Origin of the sequence: Paenibacillus sp. 453mf, from assembly GCF_900116105.1 — a bacterium.
GTDB classification, from domain to species: domain Bacteria; phylum Bacillota; class Bacilli; order Paenibacillales; family Paenibacillaceae; genus Paenibacillus; species Paenibacillus provencensis.
Window position 1 is genome coordinate 131,016 of record NZ_FPAC01000006.1, and the last position, 15,607, is coordinate 146,622.

At 39.1% G+C, this 15,607-nt stretch carries 20 protein-coding genes and 2 pseudogenes; 18 read left to right on the top strand and 4 right to left on the bottom strand.

Features of this window, described 5'->3' with window-relative positions:
* Window positions 1–70: 70 nt before the first annotated feature.
* The 10 genes from BM415_RS20280 (at window position 71) to BM415_RS20320 (ending at window position 5,430) form a co-directional block, all read left to right on the top strand.
* Complete coding sequence (locus tag BM415_RS20280) at window positions 71–316, top strand: hypothetical protein (RefSeq protein WP_090727684.1); 246 nt, start codon at window positions 71–73, stop codon at window positions 314–316.
* 31 nt (window positions 317–347) lie between these two features.
* Window positions 348–929 carry a hypothetical protein gene (locus tag BM415_RS20285; protein WP_090727685.1) on the top strand — a complete coding sequence of 194 codons (582 nt, stop codon included), beginning with the start codon at window positions 348–350 and terminating at the stop codon, window positions 927–929.
* A 170-nt stretch (window positions 930–1,099) separates the two neighbouring features.
* Window positions 1,100–1,552, top strand: a complete 453-nt coding sequence (locus BM415_RS20290) for a hypothetical protein (protein WP_090727687.1) — start codon at window positions 1,100–1,102, stop codon at window positions 1,550–1,552.
* 56 nt (window positions 1,553–1,608) lie between these two features.
* Window positions 1,609–2,073 carry a GNAT family N-acetyltransferase gene (locus BM415_RS20295; protein ID WP_090727689.1) on the top strand — a complete coding sequence of 155 codons (465 nt, stop codon included), beginning with the start codon at window positions 1,609–1,611 and terminating at the stop codon, window positions 2,071–2,073.
* 241 nt (window positions 2,074–2,314) lie between these two features.
* Window positions 2,315–3,343 (top strand): G5 domain-containing protein, encoded by a 1,029-nt coding sequence (locus tag BM415_RS20300; protein ID WP_090727690.1) that lies wholly within the window; start codon window positions 2,315–2,317, stop codon window positions 3,341–3,343.
* A 308-nt stretch (window positions 3,344–3,651) separates the two neighbouring features.
* Entirely contained in the window at window positions 3,652–3,855 is a 204-nt protein-coding gene (locus BM415_RS20305) for a hypothetical protein (RefSeq protein ID WP_090727692.1), read from the top strand.
* Between the two features lie 39 nt (window positions 3,856–3,894).
* Window positions 3,895–4,428 carry a hypothetical protein gene (locus BM415_RS20310; protein ID WP_090727693.1) on the top strand — a complete coding sequence of 178 codons (534 nt, stop codon included), beginning with the start codon at window positions 3,895–3,897 and terminating at the stop codon, window positions 4,426–4,428.
* Window positions 4,428–4,598, top strand: a complete 171-nt coding sequence (locus BM415_RS25240) for a hypothetical protein (RefSeq protein WP_170862572.1) — start codon at window positions 4,428–4,430, stop codon at window positions 4,596–4,598. The genes BM415_RS20310 and BM415_RS25240 overlap by 1 nt, the downstream gene beginning before the upstream one ends.
* A 204-nt stretch (window positions 4,599–4,802) precedes the next feature.
* Window positions 4,803–5,027: a hypothetical protein gene (locus tag BM415_RS20315; protein WP_090727695.1), complete on the top strand. Its 225-nt coding sequence runs from the start codon at window positions 4,803–4,805 to the stop codon at window positions 5,025–5,027.
* 181 nt (window positions 5,028–5,208) lie between these two features.
* Complete coding sequence (locus BM415_RS20320; RefSeq protein WP_090727696.1) at window positions 5,209–5,430, top strand: hypothetical protein; 222 nt, start codon at window positions 5,209–5,211, stop codon at window positions 5,428–5,430.
* A gap of 139 nt (window positions 5,431–5,569) precedes the next feature.
* Here the strand turns inward: BM415_RS20320 and BM415_RS20325 are convergent, their stop codons facing one another.
* Together BM415_RS20325 and BM415_RS20330 are read right to left on the bottom strand one after the other, a co-directional pair.
* The gene (locus BM415_RS20325) at window positions 5,570–5,767 is read right to left on the bottom strand and encodes a hypothetical protein (RefSeq protein WP_244533617.1); all 198 of its coding nucleotides are present in this window, start codon (window positions 5,765–5,767) and stop codon (window positions 5,570–5,572) included.
* A gap of 477 nt (window positions 5,768–6,244) precedes the next feature.
* Window positions 6,245–7,132 (bottom strand): ATP-dependent DNA ligase, encoded by an 888-nt coding sequence (locus tag BM415_RS20330; RefSeq protein ID WP_090727698.1) that lies wholly within the window; start codon window positions 7,130–7,132, stop codon window positions 6,245–6,247.
* 248 nt (window positions 7,133–7,380) lie between these two features.
* Between BM415_RS20330 and BM415_RS20335 the strand changes: the two genes are divergently transcribed.
* Window positions 7,381–7,722 carry a YolD-like family protein gene (locus BM415_RS20335; RefSeq protein ID WP_090727699.1) on the top strand — a complete coding sequence of 114 codons (342 nt, stop codon included), beginning with the start codon at window positions 7,381–7,383 and terminating at the stop codon, window positions 7,720–7,722.
* Between the two features lie 176 nt (window positions 7,723–7,898).
* Window positions 7,899–8,048 carry a hypothetical protein gene (locus BM415_RS25245; RefSeq protein ID WP_170862573.1) on the top strand — a complete coding sequence of 50 codons (150 nt, stop codon included), beginning with the start codon at window positions 7,899–7,901 and terminating at the stop codon, window positions 8,046–8,048.
* Between the two features lie 653 nt (window positions 8,049–8,701).
* On the opposite strand, the gene BM415_RS20345 is transcribed toward BM415_RS25245, so the two are convergent.
* On the bottom strand, window positions 8,702–9,130 hold the full coding sequence (locus BM415_RS20345; RefSeq protein ID WP_090727703.1) for a hypothetical protein: 429 nt from the start codon (window positions 9,128–9,130) through the stop codon (window positions 8,702–8,704).
* A 333-nt stretch (window positions 9,131–9,463) separates the two neighbouring features.
* Between BM415_RS20345 and BM415_RS20355 the strand changes: the two genes are divergently transcribed.
* Both BM415_RS20355 and BM415_RS20360 read left to right on the top strand, forming a co-directional pair.
* Window positions 9,464–10,117 carry a flagellar brake protein gene (locus BM415_RS20355; protein ID WP_090727706.1) on the top strand — a complete coding sequence of 218 codons (654 nt, stop codon included), beginning with the start codon at window positions 9,464–9,466 and terminating at the stop codon, window positions 10,115–10,117.
* 139 nt (window positions 10,118–10,256) lie between these two features.
* Window positions 10,257–10,442, top strand: coding sequence for a hypothetical protein (locus tag BM415_RS20360; RefSeq protein WP_090727708.1), 186 nt, complete (start codon window positions 10,257–10,259; stop codon window positions 10,440–10,442).
* 321 nt (window positions 10,443–10,763) lie between these two features.
* Here the strand turns inward: BM415_RS20360 and BM415_RS20365 are convergent, their stop codons facing one another.
* Window positions 10,764–12,029 carry an IS110 family RNA-guided transposase gene (locus tag BM415_RS20365; protein ID WP_090728282.1) on the bottom strand — a complete coding sequence of 422 codons (1,266 nt, stop codon included), beginning with the start codon at window positions 12,027–12,029 and terminating at the stop codon, window positions 10,764–10,766.
* A 175-nt stretch (window positions 12,030–12,204) separates the two neighbouring features.
* Between BM415_RS20365 and BM415_RS24830 the strand changes: the two are divergent.
* From BM415_RS24830 to BM415_RS20380, 4 genes and pseudogenes are all read left to right on the top strand, one after another.
* Window positions 12,205–12,327 (top strand): annotated as a pseudogene (locus tag BM415_RS24830) (6-phosphogluconate dehydrogenase (decarboxylating)); the annotation flags it as partial.
* 85 nt (window positions 12,328–12,412) lie between these two features.
* Window positions 12,413–12,904, top strand: coding sequence for a hypothetical protein (locus BM415_RS20370; protein ID WP_090727733.1), 492 nt, complete (start codon window positions 12,413–12,415; stop codon window positions 12,902–12,904).
* A gap of 152 nt (window positions 12,905–13,056) precedes the next feature.
* Window positions 13,057–14,221 (top strand): annotated as a pseudogene (locus BM415_RS20375) (iron-containing alcohol dehydrogenase).
* Between the two features lie 868 nt (window positions 14,222–15,089).
* Window positions 15,090–15,527 (top strand): ATP-dependent DNA ligase, encoded by a 438-nt coding sequence (locus BM415_RS20380; protein WP_072526550.1) that lies wholly within the window; start codon window positions 15,090–15,092, stop codon window positions 15,525–15,527.
* The last annotated feature ends 80 nt before the right edge of the window (window positions 15,528–15,607 follow it).

Consider the following 15,607-nt stretch of genomic DNA (forward strand, 5'->3'; position numbering starts at 1 on the left):
ATCAGAGGTTTTTGTCAGGCGTTATTTTTTTGCCTGAACAACCCAAATTTTTTATCAGGAGGAAAGTGTGATGATCATTGAAATGGAAAAAGAAATTACTGTGGAGTATGGTGGTATCACTAAATTCGACATGGAGGACTGTCATGCTCATTACTTCATCAATGAAGGGGAAGATGGGCAAAAGTCTGAGTTCAAAGTAGTTAAGGAAACTGGCATTGTAGAGAAGAGACCGCTCGGATCCGAGGATTGGGGTCTAACTTTCTTAGAATTTTATGACTTTAAGGCCGACCGCGAATCGTCCACAGAGTGGGTTTAATCAACGATAAACAACGAATGGAGAAATGCTTGTGAAAATCATTGAAATTGGTTACTTTTATAATTACTCAAATCCTATTGGAGACAGATGGGAAATTCGCCAAATAACTGAGGACCGACTTGCCTCTATTCAGAAGCTTGCTGCTGAAGGCAAGAATTACAAAGGTCTTCAAATCATAAAGGATTATGGTGAACAAGATACAACTTGGCTAGAAACGTGGGAAAAGATAGGTTCGCGTAATCGTTACATTCGGGCAGCAAGAGACCCGTTTTTCGATAAGAGGATGCTCACGGAATGTAAAACGTTGGATTATCTGATCCAAATGTTAGAGCATGGGAACTTCTGTGTCGGGCAAGGGTTTTACTATAAAGATCTTTGCTTCATCAACTGCGTAGGCGGAGGAGACGAGTGGAGAGCTATTCGTCGCGACAAGGCGTTTGAAACCATTTCATGCGGCGCGATTATTAGAAGGTACGGCAGAGAATATTTTAAGCGGAAGGTGACTACGTACTTGTCTGCACCAGATGAACTTGGTAATATGGAGTTTTTGGAGAGTAATATCAGTAATCAGTTATTTAGCATGGGAGAATTTGTAGAAGAACAAGTAACATGATTTCAATTACTATATACTTCTGAAATGCTTTATTTTGAAGGATTGAAAATATCAAACTGCTTATTCTTATGTGAATTAATAATTTGAATTTAGTAACGGAAATACCGGTCAAGAGATGAACTCAGTAAGAGTTCATCTCTTTTATTTAAATTACTAGGAGGTAAAAATTCATGACATTTGGTAATAACAAAGTGAAAATATCAGCCGTCACGTTGGAGTCTTACAAGGATGCCCTCAACGATTTAAATCCAGATACGGACTACCTATTCGTCGATACGATCCCTGAAGGGATAGAAGGAAAGAAATTCATTTATCGGCAGCAAATATTCACTGTTACTGGAGTGGACCTAGAGAGCAACGAAGAACCGTTGCTAGCTGCGATGTTACAGGGATTCGAAGATTATGAGAAAGATGTGGAATGTGGAAAACTGGAAAAAGGATATTACACATCAGATGGAACTCCGATAGACAATTTCCCAACAAATTTTATTAACCATACAGGTTGGAAATTCAACGCTTGTGAACGCTATGCGAAAAACGTTCCGGGTCTTGAAGAAGGTGCATTGATCGGTTTTTATTGGATTCCGCTCTCCGGTATCATGGATGAGCTCTATTCTCCTTAAAAGTCCCGCACTATAACCCCAGATAGTATATAGATCATAGGAGGGGCAGGAAGATAGTGAAGTATGAGTTTATACCTCTAAATGAGTTGAGGGAAATTGCAGGGGGATTGAATGAAGGAAAGAATTCAAACGGTAGTAGAGTTTACGAGGGCTTTCATTTTTTCTCTCCTATAGACTTTAACATGGCATCGATAATGGAATATTACTGTGTAATAGCCGTTGAAGGGATAGATGTCAGGGGAGTAATGCTGCTTTATCAAGATCCCCAACATCCTTTATCGTACAGTATATCGTATGTCGACGTTAGAAAAGACCACCAAAGGCAAGGTATCGCTAAGGGTCTTTATTTAACATTAAACGGTTTTCTTAGTCAAGATAATATCGTAATTGGGACAGATCTCACTGATAAAGGTAAGTCAGCTAAACTGGATAGACTTCGTAAAAAAACAATCACGACTTGCCTCTCATTCGATAGCTTCAATCAATATTTAGTGAATCTCCATTTCCTGAGAAAGGTGTGAATGTTGGGCTTATCAATTTAAAGGATATGCTGTTGGTGTTCCTTACCTTTTGGGTAAAGTTTGGCGAAGAGTTAAAAGTGCAAACTTACTGAAAGTATAATGTAGATTTCCTATTTGTTATTGCTACTTATTGTCTGCTCACTTATACTGAAATTAACCAAATAACATCGAACTGGAAGTACCAGGCTGCCCCAAAAGGGTTTGTCTGGTACTTTTTTGTTTTTTTAAGGAGGATATTTTGTTGTTATATGATAGGACCCGAAAAATTCTAATAGGATTAGCGATCGCGATTCCTGTATTCGCCAGTATCTCAGTCGTAATCGTCCTAAACTCAGGGGAAAGCAATGAACCTCAACGTGCTGCACTAGTAAAAAAACGTGTTGAAGTAATGGTGGATAGTCACAATATGACGGTTAATACTCATGCTGAAACTGTAGGGGAAGTTCTTAAGCAGCTTGATGTGAGCGTGGGAGAGCAGGATATTGTAGAACCTTCGACAATGACGAAACTCTCTGAAAAAGTCAAAATACGGGTGACACGAGTTTCCGAAAATGAGAATGAGGTAATTGAAGAAATCCCCTACGAAACAGTAACTTATAATGACCCGAATATGCTCATAGGAACGGAAGAAGTAATTCAAGAGGGAAAGCCAGGTAAACAAAAGGTACAACGCTTGCTACGGGTAGAAAACGGAGTCTCGGCTACAGAGAAAGTATTAAAACGCCAAGTAATCAATCCATATACGCCAAAGGTCGTTGCAGTAGGTACTGCAACTCCTGAACCTGTTGTTCCCATTTCAGATCCATTTGTGACCCAAAGTAAAGTTAGCGAAGATCCTCCATCCAATACACAAACAGTTAATGAAGATACTCCAACTGAAGATAATCACTCACATTCTGAAGAGCCAAAAGTCATTACGTTAGAAGCAGAGCCGGTAAATTATAAGTTTAAGCTGGATGATGTTGAGTTGACCGCATATACCGCTGGTTTTGAATCTACGGGTAAGAATCCAGGTGATCCTGCCTTCGGTATTACATCTTCAGGAACTACAGTTTCCGAAGGAAGAACTATTGCTGTCGATCCGACGATCATCCCGATGGGATGGTGGGTATACATCGAGGGTGTGGGATATCGGAAAGCAGAGGATACTGGTGGTGCTATAAAAGGAAATATCATAGATGTGTATATAGAGGAGCTGGAGAAAGCACAACAATTCGGACGAAAGTATGGACATACGGTATACGTTATTGGTCCCAAACAACCAAACTAGAGATTTTACTGACTGTATATGAAGTTCATTTATTGTCTGGATTATGCTGCAGTGATATAATACATAAATACCATTCCTTTTCTTTCCACGTACTCCCCAGCTTGGGCATAGGGAGCATTCTAATGATAATTTTTATTGCGTGTGGGATAGGTCTGTATTTTAATTCTTCTTGAGTAATTCAATTTATATCCTCATGGATATCAAAACACCATTTGACGCATGACTGTTGAGGTCATAGCACTTATGGTGTTTTTTACATCTGTAAATATTTGTTTAGAAATTAACGTTTCTCTAGGAGGGCAAAAAAGATGATTAATAAAAATGTTTTCTTTGATGTAGAGACAGAATTTGGTGTCCGAACAGAGGTTGCAAAGGTGAAAAGTGTTGAATTTACAAAAAGAGGGCCTGTTTTTACAGCAATCACTCCTTTAGGGAATACGGTACGCTTAACTAAGCGTGAAATCTCATGTGTCGGAAATAAAAAACAGCAGAGCACACAGCGCTGTACATAATCTATTTTATTTTTATGTTATAATACACAGGAGGAAAGTATGAATATCGATTGTGAAATTGACATCATTATTGACGAATTAACACCGTGTTTAATACACCGGGAGACTGGGGAAGAATATAAGACATTGATAGAGCCTTTGCTGAGTTCAGATCTTAAACATCTTACTAAACAGCAAGGCTGGATTAATTTCAATTGGACTAAGGAATACTCAGCACCGAATCGCAAGGTGGCAAAACTTATGGTTGTGGGTTCTGATCAGATCCAAGGACTTATCAGCTATGAGATTGCTCAAGGTTACATCGATGTAATGCTTGTCGAAAATGCCCCTTGGAATATCGGTTCAAGTAATCAACTGTTTATCGGCGTAGGTGCTCATTTATTCGCCTTCGCTTGTAAGATAAGCTTCGAGATGGGATTTGATGGTGTTATTGCTTTTACCTCGAAAACCAATTTGATTAAACACTATCAGGAGAAGCTGGGTGCAGTACGAATCGGTGGACATTTGATGACGATCGAGACGGAGGCAGCTAGAAAACTGGTTGATCAATACTTTGAGGAGGGATCTTGCTAATGACTAACGACAGCAAAGAAATAATAGATGCTTTCGAAAAACTTGCTGAAGCAGGCAAAGGTGTTCTTGCTATCCCGCCTTTGAATGAAAATGAGCGTCATGAACGCGATCGCTTAATGCAGGAATATCTGCGCCAGCGAAAAGCAGAATCACCTGTTCATCGGAAATGATTGTACTCTATTTGAGCAATAACCGTTAATCATGGAGTTGATGGATCATGGATTTTAAATGGCGATTACCGTTAATTCTGATAACATGATGAGATTCGTCTCCAAGTTAGAATTACCAAAAATTATTCGTTATGGAACAAGAGGTCTAGCAGTAGTCTGCTGGGCCTCTTTTATTTTTTATGAAATCGAAGGGGTGCAAAGATCTTGAAGTTAAACGACTGGGTTCTATTGAAAGCGATTTTTAACTCTCGCCTGCATGATGCAGTTATGGAGAAGAATGAGGAGGGCATTCACCAGCTGATAGATGAAGAATATTCCTATGAGAAGGATAATGGCTTTTTTGAAGTTGAGCCGCTCGAACTGGATAAGTTGCAAAAAGAGCACAACAAAAATATCTCCAATGAAGAGTTGATTATAAGGTTACTATAAACTTTAAGGAACTGAAAACCGTTCAATAAAAATAGAGTTAGAATCTTTTTATCATTAAGCTATGCTTGCACGTTTAACTTGTATATAGGCTTAGAGGGGAATTGGGGACATAGCAGACTATAAAGCCGCTCCAATTACGAGGTAATGAATTGAGTGAAAAATTAAATGAAGGAGAGCGAATATGAAGTTATTTAGCCAAATGAATGAAAACGACTCAGTGTCATTAAAATGGGAGGACAGGGTATTGAGGACTACTAAGAATCCCCAAAAGAGTGATGATGGTAAAACATACACAGCACTTGCGGTAGATGCAATAGATAATAAATACATTTTAGTATGGGCTGTTTCAGAGAACGGGGAATGTGACTTGTATAACCCGATTGGCGTTACATTTATAAAGTAGTAGTGTAATTAGAGGAAGCCATCTTAACCAGGTGGCTTCTTTTTTATATCCTATCACCAAGAAAGTAAAAGCCAAAATATATTGATACCTGGACTAAACTGGATGATCCTGCTCGCTCTATTGAATCCCGGGCATTTTATTATTTAGCATATTTAAAAGTAAAGCCCCCCTTGTAATAATACTGACCACGGATTTTTACTGAGGATTCCGTGATTTCTTCGATGACTCCGCTCCCTACGAGTTCATTCGAATTAAATACTACAATGGGCTCTTTATGTATCATAGCTGTATGTAATTGTATATCTGAAGACAGTTCTTTCATAAAACGATTGGCCATATAATTCTTTTCCTCCATTGTAATTGATTACATTATCCTATATCTCGTCTTACAGTTAAAATTTATTAGTAGTCTTCCTTTGTAATAAGACACAAATAGTTAACCCAAGTACGACTACTACTTCTTCTTTCCGTAGTCAATAGCACAGTCCCCCGATCAATTGATGAAAGTGGACCAATGTAATTATGGTAGACGAAATCAGCACATTAGTCAGAAAACACCTGCTGTTCATTATAATGAATTATGATGAAGAATAGCCTGAGCATCAAATTTAATGCCTGTGAAAATTACCACCTCTGACATTTCCCTTCTAATAATACAGAGGCGGTTACTGTTTAGAACTCCGATGTTACATCAAAGAAGGTATCGATCATACAATAGCAACAACTATAAATTTAACCAAAGGTATCGTTTAAAAATCGATGTAAAAAAGCTCAAGATATCCTTGCGCCAGTAAAGGATATCTTGAGCTTTTCTTTACACAGAAGTAATTGTGATAAATTCTTCGAACTTCGGTGATCGCAGCTTTCCATCTTTAGTGAAACACTGAAATTTGATTTTACAACCTAAAACTGGTTCGATGTATCTCCAGCCTTTGTGTTCATGCGTAACTAGTTGTTTAGAGACCTGATTAAACGCACGTATTGCTTTGCTGTTCGGTGGGAATTCCAATAGACCTACATATTTGCCATCTACGGTTAAACCCCAGCCAAAACCGCCTACAAGCCTTACTGAAGAAATCTGACAGGTAATGTACTGATAGGCCTTGACCTTAATCATATTTTTAGAGCGTGTATTTAGGTGAATTTGAGCGTCTGGGTGATATTGAACAATTCCTTCAAGTCCAAGCTCTTTAGCTTTCAAGAACAGTTCTTCTCCATCATTATATAAAGGGGTAATTGAGAGAGTTTCTGAATTATCTACTATATCTTCAAGCGCCTCTCTGCGCTGCATGAATGATGAATTCAGCATGGGTTTACCATCCAAAAAAAGTATATCCCATAATGGAAAGTGAGCTCGTAAAGTTTTTGCTATTTGTTTAACAGCTGATTCCTTTTTTGTATTAAATCTAGTCATCGCGTCATCCCACCACAATTTTGGAGGTTGATCTTTAGCCTGTGTTAAATCGAAGGCAATACACTCACCATCCAATATGGCCGTCTTTACGGGAAGTTTAATATTATTCAGTTCAGGAAATCTTGACGTAACCTCTGTTCCATGCCTTGTAAAAGCTCTCACCGCACCGTGGTTATAATGTATTAATATCCTAAAGCCATCCCATTTCAGGCTCGATTTAAAGTCTTTCTTTATTTGTGAAGGGAGCATCGGCTGAAGGAGCATTGGTTTTAATGGTTCATTTAACATAAGCTATCTCCTCCATAATGAACTTAACATGGAGAAGATATAAAAAGGTATATGGAACCGTTGGAACAGCTGAGAATTATGTGCAATACGTATACCAATTATTGTTGCAGGTGATATTCGAAAACTGGACATGTCCTGGAAAGTTAAGTGAAAGCCCCTTGTTTGCAAATTAACCCTGCTTCCCTAGAAAAAATAGTCACTGGAATAAGAACTAATGTTCTTATATAATTAGCTCTGAGGTGATCACGATGATAGGAAACAAACTTACACCAGGTAGTAACATGTTTTGGGAATCAAGCCGTATGATTATGCCGGAACATAAAGAAGCTTACGTTGAACATGTCCGTGAAAAAAGTAAGAAGGGCCGTGTTTATCTTGACGATCAAGAGAAAGAGATCGTCAGCAGAGCCCTGGCAGTATCTATCCAGCAGCGTTTGCCAATCAATGTTCAGTTGTACGATGAATTCGAGGACCGACGAGTAATTGGGGTTGTTGAGAAGGTAGATATCCGGCTCAAACGGTTCAAAGTTGATGGAGAATGGTTTGACATACAAGATGTGCTGCGAGTTGATATAGAAGGTTACGACTAATCGAATAAATGAAAAGTCTCATGTAGAAGAGAACTAGCTTAAAAAAGTTCTGCAGCAGCTTTATTGGAGCAACTTGTATCATACTTATTTCTTTATTTAGCTGCACTTTTACTGTTATCAAGAAGACTGGCCCCATTAGCGTTTTATCAATCATATTGAATAGGAGTTATGTGTAAATGAAAATTGAAGTCTATGAAAATGGCAGCAAAAGTAAACTTGTAGCTGTACTTGTAGAGGATAACGGCGACGAACGTGAGTTATTAAGAACCGAAAAAGGCAAGGATGATTCACCAAACCTGATAGACGATATGAAATTGTCACACTAAACAGTAACATTCAATTAGGGAACATAATGAACAGGATTGTGCATTGTGGAAGTGGATGAGTATTAAGTTGTAATGAGGTACATATGGGGAAGTTTATAACGCCTATAATGAGAAAATACGCACCGAGCAAATATGCCTGGTGCGCTTCTTTATGTCCATCGATTTGTTACGCCTCGAATCATGTCCACAATTATCAAGGATCCAAGATGGTCCTCAATCGACATTGTGTATTTCCGAATGGCTAAATCTATTGCTAGGAATAAATCATCATCAATTGAGATCTTTTAGAGGGCCCGTGGTGCTTCTTGTACAATGTCTATTCCTAATTTTTTATTCTCGTTTGGGGTTAATGGATAACTTCCAAGTCGGATGGTTTCAACATCACCAAGGCAAGCTAGGACAGTGAGATGGGAATCAAACTCCATACTGATAAAGTAGATAAAGTGTGGAAAAAGCCTGAAAATAGAGTAAACCCAGTCTCTGACTTCCCTGATCTCGTAGACTTCTTCCACGGTGTCGTCGTAACTCTCGACTGAATCAGTGTATTTCATCTCCACCACGCGTCTTTGTATACGAAGCATGACAGGATCCGTAATAGTTAATCACCTTCTTTCAACTGAACTGCAGGGCCAATACATTATGAAAATTAAGAACTATTTTTTACGATGTAAAGGTACCACGTTAGAAAGGTCTGCAGCAGACCTGTGCTCGATAGGTGTATGAATAGATGCCGTGGCCATATTATTATTTATCAATGGTTTTGTAGCTTGGGTTCTTGTAGATCGCCATTTAAAAAACGAAATGACAAACTTAGGTGCCGAGATCATCATTCCGATGAGCATCGCCCAAAGCATTGTAAAACCAAAAACCACCGGATATAGCCAGAACACGACTGCTGAAGTAAGATTGGAAAGTCGCGGAGCAGCGAACTTCCAACCATGATAGACTGAAAGAAATATGTATCCACCAAAAAGTGATAAACCGGTACTGTCCAAAGATGGCATTCTACTGAAAAAATCAGTAGAGAATACAAGTAAACCAGAAATAAAAGCTATCAAATTGCTGCTGAATTTATTATCCAAAGGATTCACCTCCTTATTTTATTGTGAGAAGTTAATTATAATTTTAAATGGGATATACCCGCCACATCTGGCGCACACAAAACACAATATTATCTGTCTTGAGTCAAGTTTTATAAGGAGTTACGACATCTTGCAGGAAAACATCAGTAACCATATGCGGTGTCGGTTGCATTCCGCTTTAATCTTGAATGGTGTCGTAGCATTTACCCTAGTTGGTCCTTGTGATAAAATTAAAGGAATTAAATACATAAAACGCGAAGCACGCGCAGCCCCTCTTGGGCTTGTCGTGCTTTTTTTGCGTTTACACAAATTAAGGAGGGATAATCAGGACGCATGAATGCTCTAGATACTTTATTTGTAAATCAGTATGTTGAAATTGAGGATAGAGAGGGAAATATGCTGGTTGCACAGATCCAGGATATTGACGAGATCTCGTTTAGGATTGGTTCCATTATTTCTAAACACAGAGTTTCGTTACCCGCGCTTGTTTTGCAGGAAGTGTTTGTCTCATATCGTGGAGAATCCGGAGACAGGTACCAATTTAAAACGAGAGTAATGACACAGCTAGAGAAATCTCCTGCTAAACTTCAACTAGCTATTCCAGGTGACAAGGATGTTCTTCATATCCAGCAAAGAGAATACTTTCGAGTGCCGGCAGCCGTAAAACTCATTTTGAGCTTGAATGAGGAGGATCTTTCCTTTGTTACAAAGGACATCAGCGGTGGAGGGGTGTCATTTCTCAGTAAAGAACCAAAGTTTAAAAAGAATCAGTCTGGAATACAAGGAAACTTGTATATTGCAAACGGGGAGGATGCATTTACAGTTCCTTTTGTTTCAAGAATTGTCTATGTGAAGCTCAATAATAGGAGTATGTTCCAAACCGCTATAGAATTCACAGAGATCCGAGAGTCACACAGGGAAAGGATCATTAAATTTTGTATGAAGGAGCAGCTCAAACTCCGAAACTTAGTTGATAGGACAAAGTAACTCGGTTGCTATGGACATAGAAAAAAAGTAGGTATATAATATTGATTAATTAAATATCGGAGCGAGGAAGCACCTCGCACTTAGTAGATCTAAGTGTGTTGTGCTTCCTTTTTTTATTATCGTTTAGGGGGAATATGGATTGAATAAGATTGATGCCATCATTGGATTATTAGAAATGGGAAAGGGATTGTATGATAAGGAGGATTCAGTACATTCTAAAGAACAATTTGGTTCAAATAATGATGCGATTATGATGATCGTTTCTGTCATCAGTCAACTCCCTCAATATAATTCGTTTTCCTCACTCAAGCTCATGAATTCGTAGGATTTCATCCCTTGTTTAATTCGAAGAAAGAGATGTTTGAGGAGCTGGTAGTCAGTTAAAGGAGAATTGGGCATGCAGAAATAAAGGGTGAGCATTAATCACCCAAATTATTCCATATTTGCACGTCTCCACTTCGCCTTAGTGATTCTCACTCCCATGTCTCAACGGGTCCAAGCCCTATCATTCCTTCGTCACATCTTAACCAAGGGGTGGAGGTCGGTCTTTCTAACGGAACGGGTCCGAGCCCTTTTGTTTAACGTCTCCCGATACTCCGTGCTTCTTGAAATCCTACGAATGCATGAACTGGTGAGGATGTATTGCTTATGCTGCTTGTGGCAATACCCTAATGGGTTCGTAAGCTGTATTGTTTTTTGCCAAAGCGACTAGCATCCGTGCTACTTTTCCACATAATTTCATAATGGATTTCATTTTCTTTAACTTCTTTTCTTCTACATTGTAGCGGTGTAGAGCTTGAATTTCGAGGTTAGTCATGACCATGCTCATCGTCATGAGATACAGAAAATGACGTAAGCGAGGCCGGCCCCGTTTGCTCAGTACCATCTTTCCTCGCCATTTCCCAGAACTAGCTTCGGCTAGATTCAAGCCGGCGTGACGTAACAGCGCATTACCATGTGAATAACCACTTAGATCCCCAGCCTCACCAAGAATACCCGCTAGGTTTGTGACATGGATGCCTCGGATTTCAAGCAGCTTCTGTGCGTAAGGAATATGTTCGAGAATAGTACGGAGCTCATGTTCAATCTGCTCAAGTTGACGCTGAGCCAAGTCATATTCTTCAAGCAGCTGACCCAGATGAAGCTTGTAAGAACGGAGTGCCTGAGTCGTGCCCACACTGGATTTTGCAAGGGAAATCAGCAGCTCAGCGCGTTTCACTCCAGCATGACGCTTCACATATTGCTTCCAGCCAAAAATAACTTGATCCGTAGTTAATTGACCAATCTCACTCGGTAACGGGAAGAGTCTGAGTGTGGCGATTGCACTGGTGCAGGTAAGGATCTTAAAGACCTGCCGCAACTCAGGAAAAACAATGTCTACCCAGCGATGAATCTGGTTGACGGCACTGTTAAGGCGTTTGGTAACGGTTTCTCGGTTAGCCATGAGAATACGTAGCTCTTCGTAAGTCTCGGAATGAAAACGAACAGGGGAATAGTACCCATTTTTAATCATGTCCGCGATAACAAGCGCATCTTTGTGATCGCTTTTAGAGGGTGTATTATCTCGGTTTTCCTTGTTCTTTTTGACAAGATGAGGATTTACTAGAACAGCCTCTATACCTTGGTCGGAGAGCCAGCGTGCTAGGTTGAACCAGTAGTGACCGGTGGGCTCCATGCCAACCAAGATTTTGTTCAGTTGGTGGGTTTGAAGTAAGGTCTCAATCCAACGTTTGAAAAGCTCGAAGCCGTCACGATGATTTCCAAATTGAAGCGGATTCCCTAGAGCAATCCCACGAAAGCTGACGGCCCTGGCTACATGGGTCTCTTGAGCGATATCTACGCCGACCACTAAATGATGAACGGTAATGTTTTCAATGAGTTGATTTTGTTTGTTTTGTGCTTTAAACTTCATGATAGAGCGACCTCCAGATGGGCTTTTTGAGGCAATGACCTCGTGCGTAACCCCATCATAACGAGGCGTTCTTTTTTATTCAAACTCCAAATATTCGTATTACAGGAATTCTAACGTATCACCAGTAAACTGAGAGTAGCACAAATCATTACTCGTGCAAGTTCTGAAAAAAGAACAAAGTACTACTCAAGTCATCGCCATGTCTCTTTTTATGCGGTACCGGTCTTTAGATAGGGATACCTTTACCGGTAAAGTCATAGCTATCCTTCGGAACGAGTTTGGTGGACATGCAGTGTAAAAAAGCAACTAGGCTAATTTGTGTGAATTCGGTAAATGTATCCGATATCATAACAATTTCCGGATGGTGAAAAGGGAGTGAAATCATGAATGTAATGGATGCAAAAATAATTAATACTCATTATGGATTGGAAACCTATTTAGACTTTGTGAAAAATCTTGACGTAAAAAAGCTTCATTATCCTACAGAGATAGACCCTTATTACGAAATAATTTTAGGGATAGAGTATTTTTTGCTAAGGGAAGAAAAATATTATGACAGTCAAAAGAATTATTTTCGCATTCGTATGAATTCTGAATTTAGTTCAATAATACTGAGAGAAACAAAAACGAAAAGCTTATTTGCTGTCAAAAACGAATACGAGAGAGACGCAACTAAGGAACTAGTTGGAGAATGGCTTATAAAAACAAATGCTTTCAAAGAAGTTATAAATGAACTGATTCAAAAAAAGAAAATGGAAAACGTTCAAACAGAGGAAGACATTCAAATAGTTTTAGGAACGACAAGGTTCTTGGAAAAATTACTTAAGATTAAAACAGAAGAGATATTAAGTGCCGTTGTAGAGAGGGATAACTGAGGTTTCTTAATAATAACTACCTTTTTAATAAAATACTATTGATAACGTTACATGGTTCCACTAATGTTTTAAAAAAATTGATAAGGGAAATTTACACTGAATGTTTTTTGAACGCTTGCCTACTTTAATGCAGAAAAGGAGAATTTACACACATGAACCGTTTTACTATTCCGAGGGATGTTTATTATGGAGAAGGATCTTTAGAAGTTTTGAAAACCCTTGAAGGGAAAAAGGCAACTATTGTTATCGGAGGCCAGTCCATTAAAAAATCAGGCTATCTTGATAAAATAGATGCTTATTTACGTGAATCTGGATTTGAAACACAGCTCATTGATGGTGTTGAAAATGACCCATCTGCAAAAACCGCTTTAGAGGGTGCAAAAAAGATGGAGGAATTCCAGCCGGATTGGATCATTTCCGCAGGCGGCGGTTCACCGATCGACGCAGCTAAATTAATGTGGATTTTTTATGAGAATCCGGAGCTCGCATTTGATAAAGTTAAAGCACCGAACCCACTACCGGCTTTACGGAAAAAAGCACGCTTTGCGGCGATTCCTACAACGAGTGGCACAGGTACTGACGTATCACCTTTTTCTGTTATCACGGATCATGAAACAGGAACGAAATATCCGGTATTTGGTTATGAGATCACGCCGGATATTGCCATTATCGATCCGGAGCTGACATATTCGATGCCGGCTGACATTGTCGCCTATACGGGAATGGACGCATTAACGCACGGAATCGAGGCCTACGTATCAACGATGCATAACGCATTTAGTGATCCGTTGGCGATACAATCGGTTAAAATGGCAGTGGATAATATTGAAAAATCAGTAGTTGGAGATAAAGCAGCGAGAGCAGAGATGCATTATGCCCAGGCTATTGCGGGAATGGCTTTCTCGAACGGGTTTTGGTATTGTACACAGCCTATCACATAAGAGTGGCGCGATTTTTAACATTCCGCACGGCCTTGCGAATGCTCTTTATTTGCCATACGTGATTGATTTTAATAAAAAGGCGGACGGTTCCCGGTTTGCTGATATCGCTAAGATGCTTGACCTTTCTGGAAACACAGAAGACGAGTTAATCGATTCCTTAACGGATTTGCTTCGCCGTTTAAATAAATCGCTAAACCTTCCGTTATCGCTGCAGGAATTCGGTGTAAATGAGAGTGAATTTGAAAAACAGCTGGATCGAATGGCAGCGGGAGCGATTGAAGATCCGTGTACATCATCCAATCCCCGGGAAGTATCTGTAGAAGAAATGAAAAAACTTTATATTGCTGCATTTAAAGGTGAAAAAGTAACTTTTTGATGGAATCAAAACGGAACTGCCCGGGCAGTTCCGTTTTTGTTCGTTTCAATCATTTTAAAACCTCTCTTAAATCTAAGCTTTATTAATCTTTCAGTAAGGTGTTTGGCTCTCATAACAAATCTTGCGTAAAAGTGTACTTATCTACAAGATATGCGAAGAGAAAATACACCAAAAAAGAAAAGACAAATTTAGTAAAAGGGCATTCACTTTTATTCACCGAACTTAACACATAAGTGAAAAACATACTTGGAAACCTTATTGAAACCCGTCGCACACCTTTAGAAAAGTGCTGCATTAAGCTTTTTATCAGGCACATATGCTGAAGCTTATCTTGAAAGGATGAGGAAAATCATGACTCAAACGGAGGATCAACGTGTTGAAAACCTATACTGTATAAAGGATGCACTGTTCTGTTTGTGGCACTTAAAAAATGCTGTTCGTGGCAGTATATTTTTTGAATACGCTGCGCTTTACATGGAGTGGCGGATGGGTTAGGCTAATTGCCCAGAAAAGCTTGTTGCTCTGGTCTTTTCAAAAAAATCTGTCCGCAGAGGCTCCATGTCAAGCGACAAAATCAGAATGAATAAATTTTATTAATAACGAATAAATATACTGCTATTTGGTACATCAGTTAAATGCCAAATACACTGTTCCTATCTACTGTCGAACAATAATTGAATAAGTAAGAAAGAGGCTCATGATTACCACCGAGATAATCATGAGCCTCTTATGTTTCTATGGCGCAAATTAATGCTTAAAAACTGCGCAAAATAAAATTAAAATTCACAATACTTTCATTTGTTCTCATAGAGTCTACCCAAAATAAACAAAAGAAGGGGATTGCAATATAAGACTACGTCTTATTAGTATGCAACTTTTTGTTGACAAAAAATGTTACGTACAGCATATAGAAGGCCACGGCAGCGAATACTTTGAGTTAATTAAGGAACAAGGACTTGAAGGCATTGTCTTAAAGAAAGCAGACTCTATCTATCGCCCTGGCACTCGCTCCGAAAATTGGCTCAAAGTCATTAATTATCAGTATGAAAATGTCCTGATTACCGGCTTACGTAAAAAGGAATTTGGCGTGCTGCTTTCCTTTGAAGATGGATCACCAGCTGGCTTAATGGAATTTATGAAACCCTCTGATCGGAAGAAATTGTATGCAGAATACAAAAAATTCATCCGGACAGAAACCGATGATTTTATTTATTTAGATCCTAAACTAAAAGGCATTGTAAAATATCGGAACCTAACGAAAAAAGGTTATTTACGCATCCCCTCATTCGAGAAATGGACCACTTGATAAAAAGCGCTGAAATTTTCCTACAGCGCTTTTTCTTTGAATTTTAACCTGCGCGAAAACCTTACTGAAAGTAAAAACAC

Coding starts and splice junctions, on each gene's coding strand:
- BM415_RS20280 (WP_090727684.1), top strand. CDS start 71: ATGATCATTGAAATGGAAAAAGAAATTACTGTGGAGTATGGTGGTATC.
- BM415_RS20290 (WP_090727687.1), top strand. CDS start 1,100: ATGACATTTGGTAATAACAAAGTGAAAATATCAGCCGTCACGTTGGAG.
- BM415_RS20305 (WP_090727692.1), top strand. CDS start 3,652: ATGATTAATAAAAATGTTTTCTTTGATGTAGAGACAGAATTTGGTGTC.
- BM415_RS20310 (WP_090727693.1), top strand. CDS start 3,895: ATGAATATCGATTGTGAAATTGACATCATTATTGACGAATTAACACCG.
- BM415_RS25240 (WP_170862572.1), top strand. CDS start 4,428: ATGACTAACGACAGCAAAGAAATAATAGATGCTTTCGAAAAACTTGCT.
- BM415_RS20320 (WP_090727696.1), top strand. CDS start 5,209: ATGAAGTTATTTAGCCAAATGAATGAAAACGACTCAGTGTCATTAAAA.
- BM415_RS20325 (WP_244533617.1), bottom strand. CDS start 5,767: ATGGCCAATCGTTTTATGAAAGAACTGTCTTCAGATATACAATTACAT.
- BM415_RS20330 (WP_090727698.1), bottom strand. CDS start 7,132: ATGTTAAATGAACCATTAAAACCAATGCTCCTTCAGCCGATGCTCCCT.
- BM415_RS20335 (WP_090727699.1), top strand. CDS start 7,381: ATGATAGGAAACAAACTTACACCAGGTAGTAACATGTTTTGGGAATCA.
- BM415_RS25245 (WP_170862573.1), top strand. CDS start 7,899: ATGAAAATTGAAGTCTATGAAAATGGCAGCAAAAGTAAACTTGTAGCT.
- BM415_RS20355 (WP_090727706.1), top strand. CDS start 9,464: ATGAATGCTCTAGATACTTTATTTGTAAATCAGTATGTTGAAATTGAG.
- BM415_RS20365 (WP_090728282.1), bottom strand. CDS start 12,029: ATGAAGTTTAAAGCACAAAACAAACAAAATCAACTCATTGAAAACATT.
- BM415_RS20370 (WP_090727733.1), top strand. CDS start 12,413: ATGAATGTAATGGATGCAAAAATAATTAATACTCATTATGGATTGGAA.
- BM415_RS20380 (WP_072526550.1), top strand. CDS start 15,090: ATGCAACTTTTTGTTGACAAAAAATGTTACGTACAGCATATAGAAGGC.